The organism is Sphingomonas morindae (genome assembly GCF_023822065.1).
GTDB classification, from domain to species: Bacteria; Pseudomonadota; Alphaproteobacteria; order Sphingomonadales; family Sphingomonadaceae; genus Solisphingomonas; species Solisphingomonas morindae.
Genome location: NZ_CP084931.1, coordinates 475,305 through 499,071, shown reverse-complemented (window position 1 = coordinate 499,071; position 23,767 = coordinate 475,305). Strand labels below are relative to the sequence as shown.

The following is a 23,767-nucleotide window of genomic DNA, read 5'->3' as shown; positions in this document are numbered from 1 at the left end:
AGCGATGATGCACGCGCGCTTTTTCCTGCTCGCCACCATCCCCGCTTCGATCGGCGCGCCCGCCTGGAGCGAAGTCTATCTCACCGTGGCGCAGGCACAGGCGACGCTGTTTCCGCAACAGACCCTCACGCCCGATGATCGACTTCTCACCCCGGCGCAGATGGCGGCGATCCGCACGCGCTCGGGCGTCGCGCCGCTGTCGCGGCGAGTGCGCAGCTGGCGCGCGCGCGATGGCGGCCGGCTGTTCGTCGACGAAGTGCTGGGTAAACATGAATTCATCACCCTCGCGCTCGCGCTCGATCCCGGCGGCGCGGTGCGTGCGCTGGAAATCCTGGAATATCGCGAAAGCTATGGCGGCGAGGTCCGGGCACCGGCCTGGCGGCAGCAATTCCTCGGCAAACGCGACGGCGCGCCGCTGGTGCTCGACAAGGACATTCGCAACAATTCCGGCGGCACGCTGTCGGCGCGTCATGTCACCGATGGCGTGCGCCGTCTGCTTGCGACGAACAGTCTTGTCTTCGCCGGCTCTTGAGCGCGCGCAACCATGGCTGGGGACGCGCGTGTCGATCCGGGTGGCAAGCCCGGACGCGGTCAAGGCGGCGGCCGCCATCGCGCACGCCTTCGCCGCCATCGCCCACATCCATAGCCGCATGAGCGCCCAGTCGCCGCGCAGCGACCTGGCGGCGATCGCCCGTCTCGCGCCCGGTGAGACGGCGACGCTCGATCCCGAAACCGCCGCCTGCCTCGCGGAGGCGCTGGCGCTTGCCGATGCGAGCCGAGGTGTGTTCGATCCCGTGCTTCCGGAGGCGGGCGGCGCGGACTGGCGCGATCTGGTGCTGCAAGGCGGGCAGGTGCGGGTGCGCCGCCGCCTGCGGATCGATCTGTCCGGGATCGCCAAGGGCTATGCGGTGGACCGCGCCTGCACCCTGCTCCAGGAGGCCGGGCTCGCTTCGGCCCTGGTCAATGCCGGCGGCGATCTGCGCTGCTTCGGGCCGGCCGAAATCGTGGCCCTGCGGCCTTATGCGCCGGCGCCACCGGCGGCGATCGAAATCGAAAACGGCGCGCTGGCGAGCAGCGACGTGGCGGGGAGCCTCGCCGAATATGGCGCGGCCTGCCATCGCCACGGCCGCACGGCCCGGCCCATGCCGCCCGGCTTCGTCAGCGTCGTCGCGCCGCGCTGCGTGGATGCCGATGGCCTGACCAAGCTTGTGCTGGCGGAGAGCGAAGCCGCCATCCCGCTTCTGCAGAGCCGCGCGGCGATCGCCTATCTGCATCGACCGGACGGAGATTGGCGCGTGATCGGCGCCGCGACCCCTGCGGCCGGTGCGCCATGCGGTTGAGACCCGGCCGCCGCCATATGCTCCAGGCGGTGCTGCTGATGCTTTGGACGAGCGGCCTGCTCTGGCTCGTCGCGCATCACTGGCTCGTCCGGCCGGGCGATTATGGGCCGCAGCCCAGTCCGCTCGAACCCTGGTGTTTGCGGGCGCACGGTCTCGCGGCGCTCGGCACCACCGGCTTTATCGGCCTGCTCTGGGCGGTGCATATCGAGCCGGGCTGGGCGCTTCGCCGGCGCCGATGGTCCGGCGGGCTGGTCTTCGCGAGCGCGCTGCTGCTGATCGCGAGCGGCTACCTCCTCTATTATGTGGGCGACGAGGCGACACGCGCCACGCTGTCGCTGGCGCATTGGAGCCTCGGCCTGGCGGCGCTGCCGCTCTTCCTGCTGCACCGTGTCGCCCCGCGCCGGCGCCGCCGACGCTAGTCCGCCACGGCGATCACCCGGCCGGCGAGATGCGCGGCATAGAGGGCGGCGCCGATATCGGCGCCGTGGCGCGGCGGGGTGACGCGGTAGCGGCCGTCGCGCGCGAGCGCGGCGGTCAACGCCTCGCGGACCGCCGGCTGGTGCGCCAGCACGCCGCCCGACCAGGAGATCGGCGCCGGCTCCGAGTCCGGGAAGCCGAGCGCGTGCCGCAGCGCATGCGCGATCCGGGCGAGTTCCGCGCCCGCATCGGCGAGGATGGCGCCGGCGACGCTGTCGCCCGCCGCCGCCGCCTGGCTGACCAGCGGCGCGAGCGCGGCGATGCCGTCGCGTCCCAGGCCGGAGGGGCCCATCACCCGCGCGCACAGATCGAGATCGGCCTCGACGCCCAGCGCCTCGTGCACCACGCGGCGGAGCGGGCCCGGCCGCAACCGTCCGTCGCTCATGCGCGAGACCGCGTTGAGCCCCTGGACCGCGATCCAATAGGCCGAGCCCTCGTCGCCGAACAGCTCGCCCCATCCGCCGACGCGCGCGGCGCGGCCCCGGCGCTGGCCATAGCCGATCGAGCCGGTGCCGGCGACGAGGTTGAGCCCGTCGCCGCACGCCAGCGAGCCGGCCCAGCCGCAGACCATGTCATTGTCGCAGCGATACCGGTCATGGCCGAGCAGCTGGCCGCACGCGGCCGCCAGAAGGGGATCGATCACCGCATCCTCGCCATAGGCGGGGAGGCCGAAAAAGGCGAAGTCGAACGCATCCGCCGAGCGGCCGAGCTGCGCGCAGATCGCCTCCACGCCCGTCTTGAGCCGCGCCACCGCCTCGTCCAGCCCGATCTGGAGATGATAGCTGGTGCCGGTCACGGCGCGCGCCAGCACCGCGCCGCCCTCGTCCATGCAGACAAAGGCGGTCTTGGTGCCGCCGCCATCGACGCCGAGAAACATGCTCACGCCGCCGGCATGTGGATGCGCACGCCCTGCACCACGCGGTTGACGGTGCCGCTGGCATTGGGCTGGTCCGGGGTCAGCCCCGCGCGCCGCGAACAGGCGAGGGCGAAGAGCTGGGCGGGGACGATATAGGGGAAGAGCAGCCCGGCATCGTCGAGCGCCGCGCCGCCCGGCACGACCAGAGTCTCCCCGGGCGCGTCGTGCGCCTCGCCTTCGGCCGTCACCGCCAGCACCGCGCCCGAGCGGCCATCACCGCGCAGCTCCGCGAGCATGTCGAGATCATAGAGGCGGGTCAGCGGATCGCTGGAGACGAACACGCAGATCAGCGTGCGATCGGTGACGATCGTCTTCGGCCCATGGCGGAAGCCGAGCGCCGAATCGAACGCGGTCGGGATGGCGCCGTCGGTCAGCTCCAGCAGTTTGAGCGCGGCCTCGCGCGCCAGCCCCTGGAAGACACCGCTGCCGAGATAGACCACGCGATCGAACCGCCGGGCCGCCAGCGCCTCCGCCACGGGCTCGGCCGCGGCGAGCGTCGCCGCCACGGCGCCCGCGATCGCCTCGATCCGCGCGTCCATCGCCGCGATCCCGCCGAGGATCGACAGGGCCGCGAGCGTCATGGCGCTGAAGCTCGAGGTCATGGCGAAGGCGCGGTCGTGCGTCGCCTCGGGCAGCACCACGACATGGCAGCGACTGCCCGCCCGCCGCGCCAGCGCGCCCTCGGCGTTGCAGGTGATGACGAGGTGGTGGACGCTGGGCAGGTGCCGGTCCGCCAGCTCGACCGCCGTCACGCTTTCGGGGCTGCTCCCCGACCGGCCGAAGGACAGCATCAGCGTGGGCCGCGCCGGATCGAGATACAGGCCGGGCGCGGAGACGATGTCGGTGGTCGCCACCGCCTCGACGCAGCGGCCGAGCCGCGCCGACAGCCAGGGCGCGAGGCAGGTGCCGATAAAGGCCGAGGTGCCGGCGCCGCACAGCAGGATGCGCAGATCGGGCCGCGCCAGCAGCGGCGCGACAAAGGCTTCGATCTCGGCGCGATCCCGCGCGAGCAGCGCCTGGGTGGCGCGCAGCGTATCGGGCTGTTGGAAGATCTCGCGGCGGGTCCAGCTCTCGTCCGGGGCGGCGGCCGCCGGGGCGGGCGCGGTGAGCGTGTCAGACATTGGCGGTGCAGGCTCCATGATAGGCATCGAGCGTCGCTCCGATATGGGCGACGACGAGATCGACGGGATCGCGCGTGGCCTCGCCGGCGCGGACGGCGGCGTAGGCGATCGGCAGATATTGGCTGAGCAGCGGCAGGGCGGGCGGATGCGCGCGCAGATTGTCGAACAGCCGCGCCTGCGCGGCGGCGATCGCGGGATCCGGCCAATAATAGCGGATGCGGTCGCTGAGGCTATATTGGAGCTGGAGTTCCAGCGCGGCGCCGCGCTCGTGATAATAGCGCCGCCAATGCTCCGGCGCCTCCATCATGCGGGCAAGCGCGACCTGGCGCAGCCCTGCGCGATCCGGCGCGGCGATGGTTTCCGCCTCGATCCGGTCCAGCGCCCAGAGCGCCTCGCGCAGCGCGAAGGTGACGCCGGGCCCGACCTTGAGGATGGCGAAATGATCGCGCACCAGCGCCGCCAGCGCGGCGGGGGACTGGTAATCGGTGGAATGCGCCTCGTAGACGATCCGCTCGACGGGCGCGATCGCGGCGCTGAGCGCCGCCGCCGCCGCCGGCCGATAATCCACCACCTTCATGTGATCGAATTCGACCCCCGGCTGCACCACGGTGGCGATCACCCGCGTCCAGGCGTCGCCGAGCCCCTGTTCGGCGAAGAGCGTGCGGTGCATCTCCAGCGTCGCCAGCGCGGCTTCGGGGCTCGTCACGGCGAGCGTGTCGAGATCCTCGGCGGCGCCGCCGGGCACGGGCACCTCGGTGCCGATGACATAGACGGGCGCGGCTTCGGCGTCGCCGTCAAAGGCCTGTTCGGCGGCGCGGCAGAGGCGCGCGGCGCGCTCGGCGATCACCCGCTCGGGCAGCGGCACCGGATCGTCGGCGCAGCTCATCGAGCAATCGAGATGGATTTTGGCGAAGCCGGCGCGAACATAGTCGGCCACCAAAATCTCGGCTTTGGCCATGGCAGCCTCGGCGGGCAGCGCGGTCCAGGCATTGGGGCCGAGATGATCGCCGCCCAGCACCAGCCGGTCGAGCGGAAAGCCCGCCGCCCGCGCGATCGTCTCGACAAAGGTCCGGAAGGCGGCCGGCACCATGCCGGTATAGCCGCCATCCTGGTTCACCTGGTTGGACGTCGCCTCGATCAGCACGAGCGGCGCGCCGGTGCGCAGCGCGTGGCGGAAGCCGGCCTCGATCACCAGCGGATGCGCCGAGCAGATCGATGGGACGCCGACGCGCTCGCCGCGCTTGTGGCGCTCGATAAGGGTTCGAATCAGATGCACTTTACGGTCCTCTTTGGACGGTCCTAGCAGGCGCCTTGTACAGCCGCAACGAACCGAAGCAAAACGAAACTACGCTGCGAGCGAGGTGCTTTCGTCCGCGGGCGCGGGCGCGGGCGCGGCGTCGGCGTCCTGTCCGTCGGGTTCGATCGCCAGCAGCAGCGACGCGGCCAGCGCGAGGCCGATGCCGATCGCCTTGACCGGCCCCGGCATCACCCCCAGCGCGACCAGCGAGATGAGCGCGGTGGCGAGCGGCGCGCCGGCATTGGCGAGCGGCGCGACGATGATCGCCTTGCCATAGCGAAAGGCGAAGACGAGCGTGAGCGCGCCGATCGCGTTGAGGATCTGGATCGCCGCCGCCAAGCCCGGGCCACGCAGCCCGAGCGGGATGGGGCGGTGGAAATCGGTCATCGCCAGCGCCACCGGGATCAGCGCGAGGCCGCTCAGCATCATGTAGAAGAAGATGCTTTCGGCCGACATGATGCGGTTGGCCGATTTCATGAAAAAGGCCTGGAGCCCCCAACAGGCCATCACCAGCAGCGCCAGCCCCAGCCAGGCGCCGCCATGGCCGCCGCCGCCGGGGGCGAAATCGAAGGTCGGCAACGCCAGCAGCGCGAGCAGGATGCCGAACGCGCCCAGCCGCCCGGTCCGCTCGCCGATCAGCAGGAAGGACAGGGCGATGGTGACGACGGGCGAGAGCGAGATCACGGGGAAGATGAGATAGGGCGGCCCGCGCGTCACCGCGTAGAAGAGCAGCATCTGCCCACCCGCGCCCAGCAGACCCACCGCCAGCCCCTGCGCGATCGCCGCGCCGCCGCGATCCAAGGCCCAGCCGCGCTGCGCCAGCATCACCAGCGCCGGCGGGATCATGGTCAGCGCCCAGACGCAATAGACCAGGGTCTCGGGAAAGCCCTGCCCGGCCGAGAGGCCCGAAAAGGCGCCCCATATGCCCCAGAGCACGACGGTGGCGAGCGCGTTGAACAGCCAGGCGCGGCCGCCGGCCTGCGGCGCCGCGCTCATGCCGAGGCCCCCGGCGCGAGCGGGCTGGCCTCGATCATCAGCGCATGCTCGAAGCGCGCCGCCAGCGTCGCGTCCGGCCCCTGCACCGTGCCCAGAGGCGCGCCGGTCAGGCTGTTCGTCAGCCGCCAGGCGCCGGACGGCAGGCCGCGCAGCGGCAGCGTACCGGCGAAGCGGTCGGCATAGAAGGCGTAATGCATCCGGCCGCCGGCGCGGATCGCATGGCCTTCGGGGCGATCAAAGCCGATATCGTAGAGTTCGCCCAGATACTCGCCCTTGGGCAGCATATTGCGCCGATAGAGGCCGATCCAGCGGCGCCACTCGGCCTCCTTCTCGGCGGTAAGCCGGATGCCGCCGGGGGGCAGCGGATCGGTGGTGTCGACCGGATCGTCCGGCCAGGTGAATTTGGTCGAGAGCACCGCGCCGATGCCATAGCTCGAGGCGAAATCGCGATGGCCGTCGCTCAGCTCCACATGATCGCCCGCAAACGGTGCCGAACGCCCCATCATCGCCTTGAAGCTCTTGCCCTTCAGCCGGATCTGCCAGGAGGAGGTGGGGTCCGAGGCGGGCGTGTGGTTCATCCCGGCGATATTGTGAAAGGCGAAGCTGTCGCCGCAGGGGCAGATTTCCATCACCGCCTCGGGATTGACGGCCATCGCCTCCTCGTACAGCGCGCGCCAGAAATCCTGCAGCTTCTCGAAGCTCTCCTCGGGCCGCTGGTGGTTGTGCGCGGGATTGTGGCAGGGCGCGACACCGTTGAGATGCTGGCCGTCCAGCTTGAGCCCGGCATAGCCCCAATCGCCCAGGATGCGGCGCACCTGCCCGCGGAAATAGTCGACCACGGGCGGATAGGCGGGGCACAGGGTGAAGGCATCCCAGAAGCTGACATTCTGCGCCGCGCCATCGCGGTCCAGCAGCAGCATGTCGGGATGGTCGCGCAGCAGATCGGTGCCGGGATCGGCGGCGAGCGGCGCCAGCCAGAGCCGCGGCCGCATGCCGGCCGCCTTCACCCGATCCGCGAACGCCTTCATATCGGCGTCGCCGCGCGGGAACTTGGTCCGGTTGAGCTTCCAGTCGCCCTCCGATGTCTGCCAGCCATCGTCCAGCACCACCCATTCCAGCCCGATCGCCTTGGCCTTGGGCATGGCGGTGAAGATTTCGGGCAGGGTGAAGCGGCGGCCATAGCCCCAGGCGCACCAGATCGGCGCGTAGCTCGGCTCGGGAACCGCCGGCGCGGCGAGCCCGCGCTCGGCCATGAGGCGGCGATAGGCGTCGAGCGGCCGGAAATGATCGCCCTCATGCACCATCAGGAAGAGCGGGGGCAGGTCCAGCGTGGCGCCCGGCGCCAGCAGCACGGGCTCGTCGCCGTCGATGGCGATGCGCGTGCCATCGGGCTGCGCCGCCACCGGCAGCGCCACCAGCCGGGGCACGCGATCGATATGGCCGACCGCCAGCCCCGCATCGGGCCGCCACACCACCGCCACCGGCGTGCCGCCGCCATAATCGGATGCATTCATGCCCATGAAGTTGCGCTGGCCGAAGCCTGGGGTGACGGGCTGGATCCAGTCCCGCCGATCGGGATAGGAGGCGCCGGCGAAGCTCCAGGCGCCGCGCGCGTGCGGCAGCAGCGTGTGGCGCGCCGCGCTCCAGCCGGTGATCTCGAGCGGCGCCGTGCCGCCATTGCGATAGCGGATGTCGAGCAGGGCGAGCCCGGGATAGCGATCGAGAAAGGTGATGCGGATCTGCTTGACTAGGCCGGCCGCGCCCGCGCCTTCCAGCTGATGCGCGCGCCCCGGGCCGTGCGGACCATCGACCGGCGCCTCGCTGTGCGCGGTGCGGAGGAAGCGATCCACCGCGCGGCCGTCCGCCAGGCGCACAACCTCGCTCGGGGCGAAGTGGGTGAGCGGCACGGTACCGCGGCTCAGCCGCGTGGCGAGCCCCGAGTCGATCTCGATCGTGAGCCGCGCATCGCCTAGGCGGAGCCTGTCGCCGACGCTGGTCGCGCCGGCGCGCACGGGGGATGCGAGGGTGAGCGCGGCGGTGCCGCCCAGCAGGCCGGCCAGGGTAGCGCGCCGCGAAAGCAGGGGATGGGCCATGAACATGCCTCTCCAGGACAGATGCCGGTGCAGTGGATCGCCGGCCTTGCTGCGGATGTGCACCAAGCTTCGGGCTTGCGCAAACCAAAACGCAACATAGACTGAGTTTCGTTACGTTTCTGTTGGAGAGAGATATGCGTGCGATCCGGACCTTGCTGCCGCTGACGCTGGCGACGCTGCTGATCGGCGCGCGCGCCGCGCCGCCCGGCTATTCCGAGGCCGATTTCACGCGCGTGCCCAAGCTCGACGCGCATGTGCACGCCAATCGCGACGCGCCCGATTTCCTCCGCATCGCCACCAAGGACGGCTTCGAGCTGCTGTCGATCAATGTCGACTATCCCGATTTCCCGCCGCTGCCGGTGCAGGCGGCGATCGCCTATAAGATGCACGCGGCGGCGCCGAACCGCTTCCACTTCGCCACCACCTTCTCGATGCACGGCTTCGGCGCGCCCGATTGGACCGCGCGCGCCGAGCGCCAGGTCGATGCCGGCCTCGCCCATGGCGCGGTGGCAGTGAAAGTGTGGAAGAATATCGGCATGATCGCGCGCGACACGGCGGGCAAGCGCGTGTTCCTCGACGATCCGCGCTTCGATCCGATCATGGCGCATCTGCAGCAGCGCGGCGTGCCGCTGATCGCGCACCAGGGCGAGCCGAAAAATTGCTGGCTGCCGCTCGACCAGATGACGACCGACAATGACCGCACCTATTTTCGCGATCACCCCGAATATTACATGTACAAGCACCCGAATGAGCCGCGCTACGAGCAGCTGATGGCGGCGCGCGATCGCTTCGTCGCCCGGCATCCCAAATTGGCGTTCGACGGCGCGCATATGGCGAGCCTGGAATGGAGCGTCGACGAACTCGCGCGCTTTCTCGATCGCTATCCCAATGCCGTGGTCGATCTCGCCGCGCGCATGACGCAGGTGCAGGTCCAGTCCAACGCGAACCGCGCCAAGGTGCGCGCCTTCTTCCTGCGCTATCAGGACCGGCTGATGTACGGCACCGACCTCACCGACAGCCCGCCCGATCCGCATGCCCGTGCGCAGAACCCGCCCGCCACGAACGATTTCGCGGGCGAGGCGGATCGCACCTGGCGGTCCGACTGGCGCTACCTGGCGACGCCGCTCAGCCAGCATGTCGGCGCGATCCGCGCCGATGCGCCGGGGCTCGCGCTGCCCCGGCCGGTGATCGACAAGATCTATTATCGGAACGCCCGCCGCTTCTTCCACCTCGGCGGGTGAGGCGGGCGGCGGTTAGGCGGCGTGGATGCGGAAGCCCAGCCGCCCCGCCGCCGCGCCGATATCCGCCGGCACGGTGCCGTCCGTCACCAGATCGTGGATATCCTCGATATCGATGATGCGGTGCAGGCAGACGCGGCCGAATTTGGAGCCGTCGGTCACCGCGATCACCTGGCTGGCGGCTTCCACCATCTTCCGGTTGAGCATCGCCTCGGGCTCGAAATGGGTGGTGATGCCCCGCTCGATATCGAAGCCGTCGACGCCCAGGAACAGCTTGTCGACGCGCAGATCGTCGAGCGCGGCCACCGTCTGGGCGCCGTAGAAGGCGCGGTTCTTCCGGCGCAGCATCCCGCCCAGCATCACGATCGTCAGCCGCTCCTTGGCGGCGAGCACCGAGAGGATGTCGATATCGTTGGTGAGGACGGTGATGTCCTCGTCATCGGGCAGGAAGCGCGCGATCTGCAGCGTGGTGGTGCCGGAATCGAGCACCACCGACTCGCCGGGCCGCACCATGGCGGCGGCGCGCCGGCCGATGCGCGCCTTTTCGTCGGCATGGCTGGAGCGTTTGGTTTCGACCGCAAGCTCGGTGGTGACATTCACCGCGTCCGCGCTGATCGCCCCGCCATAGGAGCGCTCCATCACGCCGCGCAGCGCGAGGAAGCGCAGATCCTTTCGGATGGTCTGCATCGAGACGCCGAAGCGCTGGGCGAGCGGCGCGACCTGCACGCTCCCGCGCTCGCGCACCAGCGAACTGATCTGCTGCCGCCTCTCACTGGTATCGCGCGCCATGCGGCCATCTTTCCCCGGATCAACCGGCGGGCTGATATCAGCCCGCCGTCGGCGCTTCAATCGCGCCGATATTTCGATATCTTTCCCTCGTCGCGCGCGCCGGATCAGCGCAGCAGCCGCGCGCCGACCCAGCCGACCATCGGCGGCCGGCCATCGCCCGGCGCATCCGCCGCCGCGACCAGCTCGACCACCTTGGCGCCGCCGATCGCCGCCTCAAGCGCGGGCGCGGGCGCACCGGGAGCGATGCGGCGCTCGGCCACCAGCCGGCGATCGGCATAGATGCGAAAGGTAACGGCACCACCGCCCGGTCGCACCAGCGGCGTGGCGACGAAGCGCCCGAACCCGCCCTCGGCGCGGAGCGCGAGCCGCGAATTGGCGAACAGGCCGATGCCATGGGCGGCGCCGTCGGGGCCGGGGGGAAGCGGCGCGTCGTCCGGCGTCATCCCGATCCGCGCGGCGAAGCGGCCCAGCGGCAGCGCGGTCTGCCGGCTCAGCCCGTCCGCCGCCACGGTGACGCGCGCGGGCATGGCATCGAGATAGGCGTCCGATCCCGGCGCCGGTCGTCCGGTTACGCGCAGTAGCGCCGCGCCGTGCGGCGGCAGGCGGAGCGCGATGGCGTCGCGCGCCGGCGTCCGATCGCGCCGCGCCCAGAGATCGCGCACCCGCGCCGTGCTGCCGGGCGCGAGGCCGAGCTGGCGCCAATCGACCCGCGCCAGCGCCGGCCGGTCCGATCGGTTGAGCAGCGCCACCGCGCGCGCGCCCGGCGCGGCGAGCCTTTTCACCACCGCCAGCGTGGCGCCGCTGCGATAGGGCACGCCCTGGTTGCCGGCGGCATCCTGATCCACCGCGATCACCTCGGCATTGCCCACCAGATCGAGCAGCGCCGGCGGGGCATGGCGCAGATCGAAGCCCAGCAGCAGCGGCGCGGCCATGATCGCCCACATGGTGAAATGCGCGCGCGCCTCGGTGAGATGCGCGGCATCGAACGGCGCATGGCCGATCGCGAGCATGTCGGGATCGTTCCAATGGCCCGGTCCGGCATAGAGCGCGCCATCCAGCGCGCTGTCCATATTGGCGAGCATGCTGGCCCAGCTGAACTCGATATCGGGGCTGGTGCGCCACAGATTGCCGTGCCTGGGCGCCCAGGCGGCGGCATCCGCCTCGCCCCAGTCGCAGATGGAATAGACCGCGTTCGGGCCGCCCCAGCGGCGGATCGCCGCGCCCAGATCGGCATAGAGGCGCTCCACCTCGGCCGGATCGGAGCCGGGCACGTCGCCGCGCCGGATCAGCGGCGGAAAGGCGCGATAGCTGCCGTCGCGCACCACGGGAGAATCGGCGCCGTAATCGGCGACGCCGCAGGCATCGATCTTGATATAGTCGAAGCCCCAATCGGCGAAGATGGTGCGCATGTCCGCCGCGGCATGGCCATAGCTGCCGACCTCGCGCTCGGCGACGCTGCCGATCGGATGATTGGGGCTCTTGTTATTGTCCCAGCGCTGCGCGCAGGTGTTGCGCCCGATATCGGTATAGAGGCCGGCCTTGAGCCCGAGCCGGTGAATATAGCCGACAAAGGGGCGGAAGCTGCCGGTGGCGGCGGGCGCGGTGGCAGCGGAGGGGAACATGCTGGTGCGGATTTGCAGCCGGCCATCGGCCAGCCGCCGCAACACCCAGCCATCGTCGATATTGACGAAGCGATAGCCCTTGGCGGCAAGGCCGGTGCGCACCAGCGCCTCGGCCGAGCTGCGGATCTTCGCCTCGTCGACATCGGTGCGGAAGGCGTTCCACGGGTTCCAGCCCATGGGCGGCGTGGGGGAGGCCGCGGCGGGCGGCGCGTCGATCCGGCCGGTCGGCGCGAGCGGATCCGGTGCGGCGCGCGCGGGCGCGGCGAGCGCCGCCGCGAGGGCAAGGCCGGCGAGGAGGGCGGATCGGATCGGCATGACGGGCTCCTGCACCGGCGGAAAGGGCGGCAGCGTCGCGCATCCCGGCGGGCGCGTCAACCGAGGTAGAAGGAAAACGAAACTTGCCGGCTGTCTCCGTCCTGCCCCAGCGGCGTGCCGCGACGCTCTGTTTTTTCGACGCGCGCCGAGGCTTCTGCGTGGCGCAAAGGCCACGGTGCGGCCCGTGTGACAAGATTTTGCAGCGTCCGCGAAACTTTCGTTTCTAAACGTTTGACAATGGCGTGACGCTAAAGTTAGCAAAGCGCAATAAAGCGCGCGCAGATCGCGTCACGACCTAAGATTCGGCAACAAGGGAGGCGGGCGATGCTCGGATTGAATCGGTTTCGGCAGGCGGCTTGGGCGGGGATCAGCCTCGCGGCGCTTGCGGCCGGCGGCGCCGCGGGGGCGCAGACCGCCGTATCGCCCACCGACCAGCCCAATCCCGGCACGCCGGTCCAGTCCGGTCCGGGCCAGAGCGGCGATCCGGCGGAGATCAGCGGCGATCAGGGCGCCATCGTGGTGCGCGGCGTGCGCGGCAGCCTGCTGCGCTCGATCGACACCAAGCGCGATGCGACCACCATCGTCGATGCCATCTCGGCCGAGGAACTCGGCAAGTTTCCCAATCGCAACGTCGCCGAGGCGCTCGCCAACATCCCGGGCGTGACCGTGGGCCGCGACGGGCGCGGCGAGGGGCGCAGCGTCACCGTGCGCGGCCTGGGCGAGGATTTCGCGCTCACCACGCTCAACGGCCGCATCCTCCCCACCGACGGCCCGGACCGCGCCTTCGCCTTCGACGTGCTGCCCTCCGAAGTGATTTCGGGCGCCGAGATCCAGAAGGCGGCGCAGGCCTCGCAGCTGGAAGGCAGCATCGGCGGCAATATCGATCTGCGCACGGCGCGGCCCTTCGATCACAAGGGCTTCCACGCCGCCGGCGCGGTCGAGGGCCAGTATAACCAGTTCGCGGAGAAGGGCGGGATCAAGGTCTCGGGCGTGGTCAGCACCACCTTCGCCAACGATACGATGGGTTTCCTCGTGTCGGGCACCTATAACCGCTACAAGTTCCGCACCGACAATCTCGGCGAATATTCGAGCACCGACACTTTCGACATCGCCACCGCCGCCGATGGGTCGCGGTCGATCGTCTCGAGGCCGAGCGGCGGCGTGATCGTGCCCTATTTCTACAGCGTCGGCTATGTCGTGGGCGAGCGCACACGCTGGGGCGGATCGGCCGCCTATCAGTGGAAGCCGTCCAGCAATTTCGAGTTCCGGCTCGACGGCATCTACAGCAACTATACCGACACCGAGCACAACCACCGCGTCTCGGTGGGGCTCACGCCGCTGGCCGATGATGGCAGTGTGCGCTGGGATCTGAACAATATCCAGGTCGATCAGAACAAGGTCGTCACCAATTACGCGGTGCAGCCCGCCACGGTGGACATTCTCGCTACCGACGAGCCGCGCAACTCGATCACCTATCAGCTGGGCGGCCATATCGACTGGACGCCCGCGTCGCGGCTCAAAGTCTCGGCCGATGCCTATTTCGGCCGCGCCGTGAACGATACCGGCGGCCAGAACCGCTTCGTGGTGGCGGGCATTCCGGGCTCGCGCGCGGTGGTGGCAACGCGCGACGGCGGTCTGCCGGATCTCTCCATCACCATCCCCAATGCCGATGGCACCGTCACCGATCGCGGGCTCGACCAGGCCGGCAATGATGATCTGCGCGCCCATTATATCGGCATCCAAGGCCAGAACATCTCGGACAAGACGCGCGGCGCCAAGCTGGATCTGAAATACGATGCCGATCTCGGGCCGCTGCGCTCGATCAGCTTCGGCGGCGCCTTCACGCACCGCCGCAAGGATGTCGACGTGATCGACAACCAATATACGACGGCCGAGAATTTCGCCGGCTATCCCTTCTCCTTCGGGCAGATCGGCGCCAATGTCGTGCAGTCGCCGGTGTACGACAACATCCTGCCGCGCCTCTCGGGCAATTTCCCGCGCGCCATCCCCACCTTCGATATCAACACCTATCTCGCCTCGCTCTCGGCGGCCGAGAATAATCCGAACGTGCTCAACCCCAATACTGGCGCGCCCTATCCCACCGGCTATGCCGCGCAGCAGGTGGTGCCCGATCTGCTCGCCTCTTACGCGATCCGCGAGCGGACCTGGAACGCCTATGCCCAGTTCAATTTCGGCGGCAGCCGGTGGAAGGGCGATATCGGCGTGCGCTACGTCAACACCTCGGTCGGCTCGCTCGGCTATGGCGCGACGGTGCGCAGCTATCAGGTGATCGGCGTCGGCACCGCCAATGTCGTGTTCAACCCGATCGCGCCGATCACCGGCGGCGGCGACTACAAGCGCTTCCTCCCCTCCGCCAATTTCTCCTATGATCTGGCGGATGGCCTGCGGGTGCGGCTGGCGGCGTCCAAGGCGCTGTCCCGTCCCACCTTTGGCCAGCTCTCCTCGGCCAAGGATTATTCGGCCGCCCAGTCCAACACGCCGGTCGTCACCGATGCGGGCAACCCCAATCTCAAGCCCGTCTCGGCCGACCAGGCGGACATTTCGCTCGAATATTACCCGACTACGCGCCTCGCCCTGACCCTGGCGGGCTTCTACAAGCATCTCACCAACTTCGTCACGACGCGCGCGGTGCCCTTCACGCTGGTGCCGACCGACCAGGTGGCCGGCGCCCCGGCGAGCTTCCCCTTCACCGAACTCACCTATGTCAATGGCGACAGCGCCAAGGTCTATGGTGTCGAGGCGGGCGGCCAATATTTTCTGGATAACGGCCTCGGCATCCAGGCCAACGCCACCTTCAACCACAGCCGCGCCAAGCGCGAGGGGCGGCCCACCACCGCGCTGCAGGATGCCGTGCCCTTCTCGGCCAATGCCAAGATCTTCTACGAGAAGCACGGCATCAATGCCTCGGTATCCTACCAATATCAGGGCAAGTTCACCTCGTCGCAATATAGCTATATCGATACCCTGGCGATCAAGCAGGATCCCTATCACGAGCTGGCCGCGAGTATTTCCTACGACATCCTGCCGCAGCTCACCATCTATGCGCAGGGCTCGAATCTTCTCGACCAAGCGATTCGACGCTATTCCACCTACAAGAATGTGCCGGCTTTCTACGAATATACGGGCCGCGCCTTCTTCTTCGGCGTCCGGGCGCGAATTTGAGCCAAAAAGGGCGGAAATTATTTCCGTACGCATTAGGCACATGGCGGGCTGCGGCCTGCGCGAGGTGTCCTGCTAGGGTAAGTCCATAATAGGAACGAGTCGGCACCCCCTCCTATAAGCCGCCCGGCGCGCGCCGCGACGGCGCCGGGACGGGGGGTCGTTTCGTGACAGAACAAAGAAAGCAGAACTTTACCCTGTCGCGCGCGCGGCAGGGGCGGCGGCGGGCGGCCATGCTGCTGGCGGGCGCGGCCCCCATGTGGAGCGCGCCCGCCGCGCTGATCCTGCTCGGCACGGCGGCGCCGGTGCTGGCGCAGGAATGGACGAGCGGCCGGGGCGGCGATGGCGGCGCCTATCGGGGCAACCAGGCCAAGGGCGGCGTCGCCACACGGGGCGCCGGCGCCGCTGGCGAGAATGTGCCGGTTGCCGATGGCCTGCTCCGCGGCGCGGGCGGCGGTTCGGCCGGCGCGCCGGGTGGCGCGGGCGGCAATGTCCTAGCCGACCATGTACCGATTTCGGGGGGCGCCGGCGGCAGCGCCAGTGACAGGCGCGGGCGCCCGGGCACGGTCTTCCTGCAAGCCGGCGGCGCCGGCGGCGGCGGCGGCGCGCACGGTTATTCGGACGGCACCCAGGCCTTCTCCACCGCGATCGGCGGCATGGGCGGCGCCGGCGGGGATAGCGAGGTCGGCACCGGTGGCGGTGGTGGCGGCGGTGGCTTTGGTGTCCTGCTCGGCGTGAACCAGGGCAGCACGGACTTCAACTTCGCGAGCGTGACGGTAGCCGGCGGCGCAGGGGGCGCGGGCGGCGCGGCCTTGCGGACCGATGCGGGGTTTGTGGGAGGCGATGGCGGCGGCGGCGGCGCCGGGCTGGCCTTATTCGAGCGATACCGCTTTGGTCCGGGGGCGGTCATCCAGAATCTCGTGGCGACGGGGGGCGCCGGCGGGGCGGGCGGCCGCTCGGACGCCGAGCGGGGCGGGCGCGGCGGCGCCGGGGGCGACGGCGTCGAAATCGGTTCTGATTTCACCGGGCTTGTCACATTGCAGGCGACGCAGATCACCGGCGGCACCGGTGGTGACGGTGTCGGCGAGGAAGCGCGCAAGGGTGCGGGCGGCGATGGCGGCGCCGGCCTGCGCGGGGCTGGCCTGGCGCAGCTGGAGGTCCGCGCGGGTAGCGCGATCCTGGGTGGCTGGGGCGGCGTGGGCGGCGCCAACGCAGCCAGCGGCATGGGCGGGGCGGGCATAGCCGCCGCCGATGGCGAAGTGGTGCGGATCGAAGGTCAGGTGTCGGGCGGCGTGGGCGGCGCCAATGCCGATACCGCGCTGGGCGGCAAGGGCGGCGCGGGCGTTGAGGGGAAGAATCTTTCGATCGAGATCGGACATCTCGGCAATGTTTCGGGCGGGGTCGGCCGTGATGGCCGCGCCCCGGCGATCCGCTTCACCGGCGGTCGGAACACGCTCACGATCAATTCCGACGCTGATGGCGCCTTCACGCGGCTAGACGGCGGTGTGCGCGGCGCCAGTGCCGAAGACACGCTCGTCCTCAAAACCACGACGCGGACTGGCAGCCAGTTCGATCTCAACACGCTCGTCCCGGATTATGGCGGTTTCGGCGAGATCCAGAAAGCCGGCGACGATAGCCTGCTGCTGTTCGGCCGGACCGACAGCACCGCAAGCTGGCGGATTACGGCCGGTACGCTCAAGCTCGATGCCGGCGCATCGCTGGAAACGGCTAATGCCCTGTACCTCGCCGGTGAAGCGGAATCCGGCAACGTCACGCTCGACATCAGCGCGACGGGGGATCCCGCGCGCAACGCCACGCCGGGCACGACCATCCCCACGCTGAGCGGCGTGGGCGTGATCGAGATGGGCGCCGCGCCGCTCACCATTCTCCAAAAGGAAGACTATGAGCTCATAGGCACGGTCCGCGGCAGCGGCACGCTGCGCAAGGCGGGCGACGGCACGCTGTCGCTCGTTCAGGACAATGACGAAGGGCTGGACAATTTCGCCGGCGGTATCGTCGTCGATGCGGGCGAGTTGGTGTTGAACGGCGTGAACCGCGCCGGCACGAGCATGGCGGTCAACGCCAAGCTCACACTCAAGGGCCGGCTGCCCGAGCTTGCCAATCTGAGCGGGAGCGAGGCCGGCATCCTCACCATCGCGACACCCGGTGATCCGCTCACGGTCAAGCAGAATGCGGACGGCATCTTCAAGGGGGCGATCGTCGGCGGCAGCGATGTCGCGCTGGCCAAGCTGGGCGACGCCAGCCTCACCTTGACGGGCGACCTGTCCAACTATGCGGGCGCGGTGACGATCGCGGACGGCACGCTGGCGCTTGAGGGCAGTGCCTCGCTCGAGGCGGCCAAGAAGACGGTTCTGACCGGCGGGGTGCTGGACATGTCCGGCTCCAGCGGGGCGATCATCACCAATATCACAAGCTCGCTGGGCCAGAGCGAGCTGCGCGTCGGTGGTGCCTCGATCGCGATCAACCAGACGAGTTCCGACCGTTTCGGCGGCAAGATCACGGGCAGCGGCGAAATCCGGAAGACGGGCGACCAGATCCTGTCCCTGCGCGGCGATCTTTCGGACTGGTCCGGCCTGATCGCGGTCGAGAAGGGCGGCCTGCAGATCACCGACCTCGCCAGCGATATGCGGAAGGGCCGGTTCGCCATCAGCGACGGGACGCTCGATCTCTCGACTGCGACCCTGGGCGCCACCCGCATCCAGGGCCTGTCCGGCAGCGGCGGCACCATCACGCTCGGCGGGAAAAGCCTGATCATCACCGGCGCCGATCCTGCCCAACGCACCCTGGCGCAAGGGAGCGCGATCACGCTCGCCGCCGCCGAAGCGCCGCAGGACACGGTTTTCGCCGGAAAACTCAGCGGCTCGGTTTTCTCGCTGATCGCGCTCAATAACAGTCGGCTGGGGATCGCGGGTGACGCCCGCCAATTCTTCGGCACGATCAGACTCGGCAGCGGCGCCACGCTGGACCTGCTCGAGGGGGGCGTGTTCGGCCCCAGCGCCGGCATCGATGTGGGCGAGAACGCCACGATCCAGGGGGGCGGCGGCACGGGCGGCATCGTCACCGTCTATCGCGGCGGCATCTTGTCCGGCGGGCAGAATGGCGGCACGATGAAGCTCGGTACGCTGACGCTGCGAGAGGGCGCCGAAACGCGCGTGACGCTCGGCGAGCCCGGCGGGGGCGGGGACGCCATCTTCGACGTCAGCAATGCCCTCACTTTGGCCGGCCGCCTCACCATCGTGAACCAGCCCGGCTATGGCGCCGGCGTCTACCACCTGTTCAAGACCGACGGATCGCTGGTCAACCGCGATATCACGCTGACCAACTATCTGATCGACGGCAATAGCGCGCGCCTCCAGCCGCTGGAGAAAGGCCTCGATCTCGCGGTGGCCGACGAGCGCCTGCAATATTGGAGCGGGGACGGCGTCAACCGGGGTGGCGACGGCGTGTGGGATGACACCAAGACCGTGCTCAACGGCGCCTCCTCCGCCACGCCTTGGGCGGGCGACACGCTGGTGTTCGACGGCACGCCGGGCACGATCACGGTCAAAGGGCGGCAAAGCTTCAAAACGCTGGAATTCCTCACATCGGACTATCGCCTCATCGCCGCGGAGCCGCAGAACGCGACGCCTCCGCATGCACTGGATCTCGGTGCGGGCGGCCGGCTCTGGGCGGAGGGCGCCGATACATTGGCGACGATCGACGTGCCGATCATCGGCAGCGGGGCGCTTGAGAAAATCGGCGCTGGCACGATCCGCCTGACCGGCACCAACAGCTATGCGGGCGGCACCAAGATCAGTGCGGGGACGCTCGAAGTGGGCGCGGACACGGCGCTCGGCGCGCCCGAGGGCGGCATCACCCTGGCGGGCGGCACGCTGCGCGTCACCGACGACATAGTCTCGGCGCGCCCCGTAACGATCGAGAGCGACAGCATCATTTCGGTGGACGCGGACAAGCGGCTGCAACTCATCAACAGCCTGTCCGGCGCCGGCGCGCTGGTCCTTCGCGGGGCCGGCGCGCTCCGGCTGGAGGCTGTCAACAGCTATGCGGGCGGCACGCGGATCGAGTCGGGAACGCTCGAAGTGGGCGCGGATACGGCGCTGGGCGACCAGTATAGCCGCGTCATCCTCATGCATGAAGCCATCCTGCACGCCACAATAGGTTTCGTCTCGGCGCGCGCCATAACGCTCGAGGGCGCAAGCGGCATTTCGGCGCGCGCCATGACGCTCGGAGGTGCAAGCGGCATTTCGGCACGCGCCCAATCGCTCGATAGCAACAGCGGCATTTCGGTGGCGGCGGGCGAGCGGCTGCAACTCACCAACACATTGTCCGGCGCGGGCGGGCTGACCGTTCTTGGGGACGGCGTGCTCCGGCTGGATGGTGTCAACAACTATGCCGGCGGAACGCGGATCGCCGCCGGCACGCTCGAAGTGGGCGCGGATACGGCGTTGGGTGCGCCCGAGGGCGGCGTCACCCTGGCGGGTGGCACGCTGCGCGCGCTTGACGATTTCGTCTCGGCGCGCCCCATATCGATCGAGAGCGATAGCGGCATCGCGGTGGAGGCGGGCAAAAGGCTCCAATTGACCAACAATCTGTCCGGCGCGGGCGGGCTGACGGTTAGCGGGGACGGCGTGCTCCGGCTGGATGGCGTCAACAGCTATGCGGGCGGTACGCGGGTCGCCGCCGGCACGCTCGAAGTGGGTGCGGACACGGCGCTGGGTGCGCCCGAAGGCGGCGTCACCCTGGCGGGCGGTACGCTGCGCGCCACCGACGACATAGTCTCGGCGCGGACCGTAACGATCGACAGCACCAGCGGCATTTCGGTGGACGCGGACAAGCGACTGCAACTCACCAACAGCCTGTCCGGCGCGGGCGGGCTGACTGTCGGCGGCGACGGCGTGCTCCGGCTGGACGGCCTCAACAGCTATGCGGGCGGCACCAAGATCAGCGCCGGCACGCTCGAAGTGGGCGCGGATACGGCGCTCGGTGCGCCTGAGGGCGGCATCACCCTGGCGGGCGGTACGCTGCGCGCCACCGACGACATAGTCTCGGCGCGGACCGTAACGATCGACAGCACCAGCGGCATTTCGGTCGATGCGGGCAAAAGGCTGCAACTCACCAACAGCCTGTCCGGCGCGGGCGGGCTGACTGTCGGCGGCGACGGCGTGCTCCGGCTCGACGGCGTCAACAGCTATGCGGGCGGCACCAAGATCAGCGCCGGCACGCTCGAACTGGGTGCGGACACGGCGCTCGGTGCGCCTGAGGGCGGCATCACCCTGGCGGGCGGTACGCTGCGCGCCACCGACGACATAATCTCGGCGCGGACCGTAACGATCGACAGCACCAGCGGCATTTCGGTCGATGCGGGCAAACGGCTGCAACTCACCAACAGCCTGTCCGGCGCGGGCGGGCTGACTGTCGGCGGCGACGGCGTGCTCCGGCTGGACGGCGTCAACAGCTATGCGGGCGGCACCAAGATCAGTGCGGGTACGCTCGAACTGGGCGCGGACACGGCGCTCGGCGCGCCCGAGGGCGGCATCACCCTGGCGGGCGGTACGCTGCGCGCGCTTGAGGATTTCGTCTCGGCGCGGGCCATAGTGATCGAGAGCGACAGCGGAATTTCGGTGGAGGCGGGCAAAAGGCTGCAATTGACCAACAGCCTGTCCGGCGCGGGCGCGCTGACCGTCGGCGGGGACGGCGTGCTCCGGCTGGACGGTATCAACAGTCATGCAGGCGGCACGCGGATCAGCGCGGGCACGCTTGAAGTGAGCGCGGATACGGCGCTTGGCGCGCCGGATATTGGCATCACCCTGGCAGGTGGCACGCTGCGCGCGCTTGAGGATTTCGTCTCGGCACGCCCCGTAACGATCGAGAGCGATAGTGGTATCGCGGTTGAGGCGGGCAAAAGGCTCCAGTTGACCAACACCCTGTCCGGCGCGGGCGGGCTGACCGTTAGCGGGGACGGCGTGCTCCGGCTCGATGGTATCAACAGTCATGCGGGCGGCACGCGGATCAGCGCGGGCACGCTCGAAGTCGGCGCGGACACGGCGTTAGGCGCGCCCGAGGGCGGCATCACCCTAGCGGGGGGCACGCTGAGCGTCACCGAGGACATAGTCTTGGCGCGCCCCATAGCGATCGAGAGCAACAGCGGCATTTCGGTGGACGCGGGCAAAAGGCTGCAACTCACCAACAGCCTGTCCGGCGCGGGCGGGCTGACCGTCGGCGGGGATGGCGTGGTCCGGCTGGATGGCGTCAACAGCTATGCGGGCGGAACGCGGATCGCCACCGGCACGCTCGAAGTGGGCGCGGATACGGCGCTGGGTGCGCCCGAGGGCGGCATCACCCTGGCGGGCGGCACGCTAGACGTCACCGAAGATATGGTCACGGCACGCGCCATCACGCTGGAGAGCGACAGCACCCTGTTGGTGGAGTCGGACAAGACACTGGAAGTGACCAACAGCCTGTCCGGCGAAGGTGGTCTCAACCTAAGTGGCTCCGGCACGCTGCGCATCACCGGCCGGGCTGATTATGCCGGGCTGACGCAGTTCGGCTACGGCGCCACGCTCGAGCTGGCGGGCGCGGAGAGCTACCGGTTGGGCGGCAGCTGGACCGGTTTCGGCGGCACCGTCGCGATGACGGGCGGCGGCCGGCTTATGCTCGCGGGCAGCGGCGACTTCGCCGGCACGCTGGATATCGCCAAGGGCACGGCCGCGCTCGGCGATGCGCAGCTCGGCTCGATGGTGGCGAAGGTCGGCGCGCTGGGTCGGCTCGAGGGGAGCGGCACGGTCGGCAGGCTGAGGATGGGCGCGGGCGGCGTGGTGGCGCCCGGCGGACCCGGCGGGTTCGGCACGATCACCGCGAAAACCGATATCCTGCTCGGCGCAGGGTCGCGGCACCTCATCCGGGTGAACGAGGCGGGCGAAAGCGACAGGCTGACCACCAAGGGCCGGATGGTGATCGAGGGCAATGTCATGCTCGAGATCACCGACATCCAGGGGGCGCGGACCGGGTATAAGAAAGCGGTGCCCTATAATTTCGTCCATGCCGATGGCGGCATTTACGGCACCTATGCCGGGGTGAAGCAGGATTATGCCTATCTCACCGCCAAGGTCACGCCCAGCGCCGACTTCAAGGATCTGACGCTGCTCCTGGTCCGAAACGATCGGGCGGGGGGCAGCTTCGCCGAGGGGGTCCGCTCCGGCAATGCCCGCGCGGCGGCGCGCGCCGTGGACCGGCTGCCGCAGACACACCCGATCGCCGACGCCGCGCTCTTCCTGCGCGACGCCGAGCCCGAGCGCGCTTTCTCGCAACTTTCGGGCGAGATCCACGCCCAGGCCAATGCCGCGCTGATCGAGCGCGGGCGCATGGTGCGCGACACGGTGGCCGATCATGCGCGCGATCTGTCCGACCGGCTGGCGGACGCCGGGCAGGGTGGCCCGCGCGTGTGGATGACGGGCTTTGGCGGGTGGAGCCGCTATCGCGGCGACGCCACCGCCTATGGCGCGCGCGTCTCGGGCGGCGGTCTGCTCGTCGGCTGGGACGTGCCGCTGTCCGGCACGGCGAGCCTGGGCCTGGTGGGGGGCTATGGCCGCGACCGCGTGGAGGATCGCGCGCTCGCCGCCAGCGCGCGGATCGAGAGCGTCCACCTCGGCGCCTATGGCACCGCGCGGCTGGGCGCGCTGGTGCTGCGCGGCGGCGCGATGACGGCGCTGCAATCGATCGACACCGATCGCGTGCTCGCCGTCTCGACGCTGCAGGGCCAGCCCTCGACCAGTGCGGGCGCGATGACGAGCCAGGGCTTTGTCGAAGCCGGGTGGCGGCTGGCCTCAGGCCCGATCCGGATCGAGCCCTATGGCCAGCTCGCGCTCGGCCAGGCGTGGCGCCGCCGCTTCACCGAGCAGGGCGGCCCCGGCGCGCTGGTCTCGCCCGGCGACACCCGGCTTCAGACCAGTGTCACGCTCGGCGCGCGCGCGACCGCGGACCTGGCGGCCTTGGGCCTGCCCGTGCGGATCGGCGGCGGACTGGGGTGGCAGCATGGCTTCGGCCCGCTCGCGGGGCGCAGCCGCGTCGCCTTCGCGGATGGCGCGCCCTTCACCATCCGCAGCGCCGCGCTGCCGCGCGACGGTGCCAGCACCAATGTCACGGTGGATGTCGCGGTGGCGCGCGGCGCCAGCCTGACGCTGCGCCACGCCGCGACGCTCCGCGCCGGCGCGACCGACCATAATGCCACCGCCCGGCTCGCCTTCCGCTTCTGATCGGCGGGCGCGACCGGGGCGTCGGCGAGTGGGCGCGCGCGGCGGCTCGGGCGCGCCCCGCGGCGGATGATTATGGCGGAGAGGGGCGAACGGAGACGGGCGGCGGGCCG

13 protein-coding genes are annotated in these 23,767 nt (G+C 69.8%); 6 read left to right on the top strand and 7 right to left on the bottom strand.

All coding sequences use genetic code 11. The features are described 5' to 3' along the window. Window positions 1-7: 7 nt before the first annotated feature. Genes LHA26_RS18830 through LHA26_RS18820 form a run of 3 tightly spaced genes read left to right on the top strand, consistent with a single transcriptional unit; the run spans window position 8 to window position 1,759 of the window. Window positions 8-532 carry an FMN-binding protein gene (locus LHA26_RS18830; protein ID WP_252168624.1) on the top strand — a complete coding sequence of 175 codons (525 nt, stop codon included), beginning with the start codon at window positions 8-10 and terminating at the stop codon, window positions 530-532. Continuing rightward, window positions 471-1,340 carry an FAD:protein FMN transferase gene (locus LHA26_RS18825; RefSeq protein ID WP_252168623.1) on the top strand — a complete coding sequence of 290 codons (870 nt, stop codon included), beginning with the start codon at window positions 471-473 and terminating at the stop codon, window positions 1,338-1,340. The genes LHA26_RS18830 and LHA26_RS18825 overlap by 62 nt, the downstream gene beginning before the upstream one ends. Continuing rightward, entirely contained in the window at window positions 1,331-1,759 is a 429-nt protein-coding gene (locus LHA26_RS18820; RefSeq protein ID WP_252168622.1) for a hypothetical protein, read from the top strand. Before LHA26_RS18825 ends, LHA26_RS18820 begins: the two co-directional genes overlap by 10 nt. On the opposite strand, the gene LHA26_RS18815 is transcribed toward LHA26_RS18820, so the two are convergent. From LHA26_RS18815 to LHA26_RS18795, 5 genes are all read right to left on the bottom strand, one after another. Further along, complete coding sequence (locus LHA26_RS18815) at window positions 1,756-2,694, bottom strand: N-acetylglucosamine kinase (protein ID WP_252168875.1); 939 nt, start codon at window positions 2,692-2,694, stop codon at window positions 1,756-1,758. The two genes, LHA26_RS18820 and LHA26_RS18815, sit on opposite strands and share 4 nt — an antisense overlap. A 2-nt stretch (window positions 2,695-2,696) precedes the next feature. Continuing rightward, window positions 2,697-3,854, bottom strand: a complete 1,158-nt coding sequence (locus LHA26_RS18810; RefSeq protein ID WP_252168621.1) for an SIS domain-containing protein — start codon at window positions 3,852-3,854, stop codon at window positions 2,697-2,699. Beyond that, a complete protein-coding gene (locus tag LHA26_RS18805) occupies window positions 3,847-5,130 on the bottom strand; it encodes a D-tagatose-bisphosphate aldolase, class II, non-catalytic subunit (protein WP_252168620.1) in 1,284 nt (427 codons plus the stop codon). Before LHA26_RS18805 ends, LHA26_RS18810 begins: the two co-directional genes overlap by 8 nt. Before the next feature lie 69 nt (window positions 5,131-5,199). Next, entirely contained in the window at window positions 5,200-6,147 is a 948-nt protein-coding gene (locus LHA26_RS18800; RefSeq protein ID WP_252168619.1) for a DMT family transporter, read from the bottom strand. Beyond that, window positions 6,144-8,240 (bottom strand): glycoside hydrolase family 36 protein, encoded by a 2,097-nt coding sequence (locus LHA26_RS18795; RefSeq protein ID WP_252168618.1) that lies wholly within the window; start codon window positions 8,238-8,240, stop codon window positions 6,144-6,146. The genes LHA26_RS18800 and LHA26_RS18795 overlap by 4 nt, the downstream gene beginning before the upstream one ends. Before the next feature lie 134 nt (window positions 8,241-8,374). On the opposite strand from LHA26_RS18795, the gene LHA26_RS18790 reads away from it, so the two are divergent. Continuing rightward, a complete protein-coding gene (locus LHA26_RS18790; RefSeq protein ID WP_252168617.1) occupies window positions 8,375-9,481 on the top strand; it encodes an amidohydrolase family protein in 1,107 nt (368 codons plus the stop codon). 12 nt (window positions 9,482-9,493) lie between these two features. Here the strand turns inward: LHA26_RS18790 and agaR are convergent, their stop codons facing one another. Beyond that, a complete protein-coding gene (gene agaR / locus LHA26_RS18785; RefSeq protein ID WP_252168616.1) occupies window positions 9,494-10,267 on the bottom strand; it encodes a transcriptional repressor AgaR in 774 nt (257 codons plus the stop codon). Window positions 10,268-10,371: 104 nt separating this feature from the next. After that, window positions 10,372-12,204 (bottom strand): NPCBM/NEW2 domain-containing protein, encoded by a 1,833-nt coding sequence (locus LHA26_RS18780; RefSeq protein ID WP_252168615.1) that lies wholly within the window; start codon window positions 12,202-12,204, stop codon window positions 10,372-10,374. Window positions 12,205-12,528: 324 nt separating this feature from the next. On the opposite strand from LHA26_RS18780, the gene LHA26_RS18775 reads away from it, so the two are divergent. Further along, window positions 12,529-15,387 carry a TonB-dependent receptor gene (locus LHA26_RS18775; RefSeq protein WP_252168614.1) on the top strand — a complete coding sequence of 953 codons (2,859 nt, stop codon included), beginning with the start codon at window positions 12,529-12,531 and terminating at the stop codon, window positions 15,385-15,387. A 164-nt stretch (window positions 15,388-15,551) separates the two neighbouring features. Further along, a complete protein-coding gene (locus LHA26_RS18770; RefSeq protein WP_252168613.1) occupies window positions 15,552-23,657 on the top strand; it encodes an autotransporter-associated beta strand repeat-containing protein in 8,106 nt (2,701 codons plus the stop codon). Window positions 23,658-23,767: the final 110 nt, after the last annotated feature.

Excerpts from the sequence above, each read along its gene's own strand:
- LHA26_RS18790 (WP_252168617.1), top strand. The coding sequence starts at position 8,375 with ATGCGTGCGATCCGGACCTTGCTGCCGCTGACGCTGGCGACGCTGCTG.
- LHA26_RS18815 (WP_252168875.1), bottom strand. The coding sequence starts at position 2,694 with ATGTTTCTCGGCGTCGATGGCGGCGGCACCAAGACCGCCTTTGTCTGC.
- LHA26_RS18800 (WP_252168619.1), bottom strand. The coding sequence starts at position 6,147 with ATGAGCGCGGCGCCGCAGGCCGGCGGCCGCGCCTGGCTGTTCAACGCG.
- LHA26_RS18825 (WP_252168623.1), top strand. The coding sequence starts at position 471 with ATGTCACCGATGGCGTGCGCCGTCTGCTTGCGACGAACAGTCTTGTCT.
- LHA26_RS18775 (WP_252168614.1), top strand. The coding sequence starts at position 12,529 with ATGCTCGGATTGAATCGGTTTCGGCAGGCGGCTTGGGCGGGGATCAGC.
- agaR (WP_252168616.1), bottom strand. The coding sequence starts at position 10,267 with ATGGCGCGCGATACCAGTGAGAGGCGGCAGCAGATCAGTTCGCTGGTG.
- LHA26_RS18795 (WP_252168618.1), bottom strand. The coding sequence starts at position 8,240 with ATGGCCCATCCCCTGCTTTCGCGGCGCGCTACCCTGGCCGGCCTGCTG.
- LHA26_RS18810 (WP_252168621.1), bottom strand. The coding sequence starts at position 3,854 with ATGTCTGACACGCTCACCGCGCCCGCCCCGGCGGCCGCCGCCCCGGAC.
- LHA26_RS18780 (WP_252168615.1), bottom strand. The coding sequence starts at position 12,204 with ATGCCGATCCGATCCGCCCTCCTCGCCGGCCTTGCCCTCGCGGCGGCG.
- LHA26_RS18830 (WP_252168624.1), top strand. The coding sequence starts at position 8 with ATGCACGCGCGCTTTTTCCTGCTCGCCACCATCCCCGCTTCGATCGGC.
- LHA26_RS18820 (WP_252168622.1), top strand. The coding sequence starts at position 1,331 with ATGCGGTTGAGACCCGGCCGCCGCCATATGCTCCAGGCGGTGCTGCTG.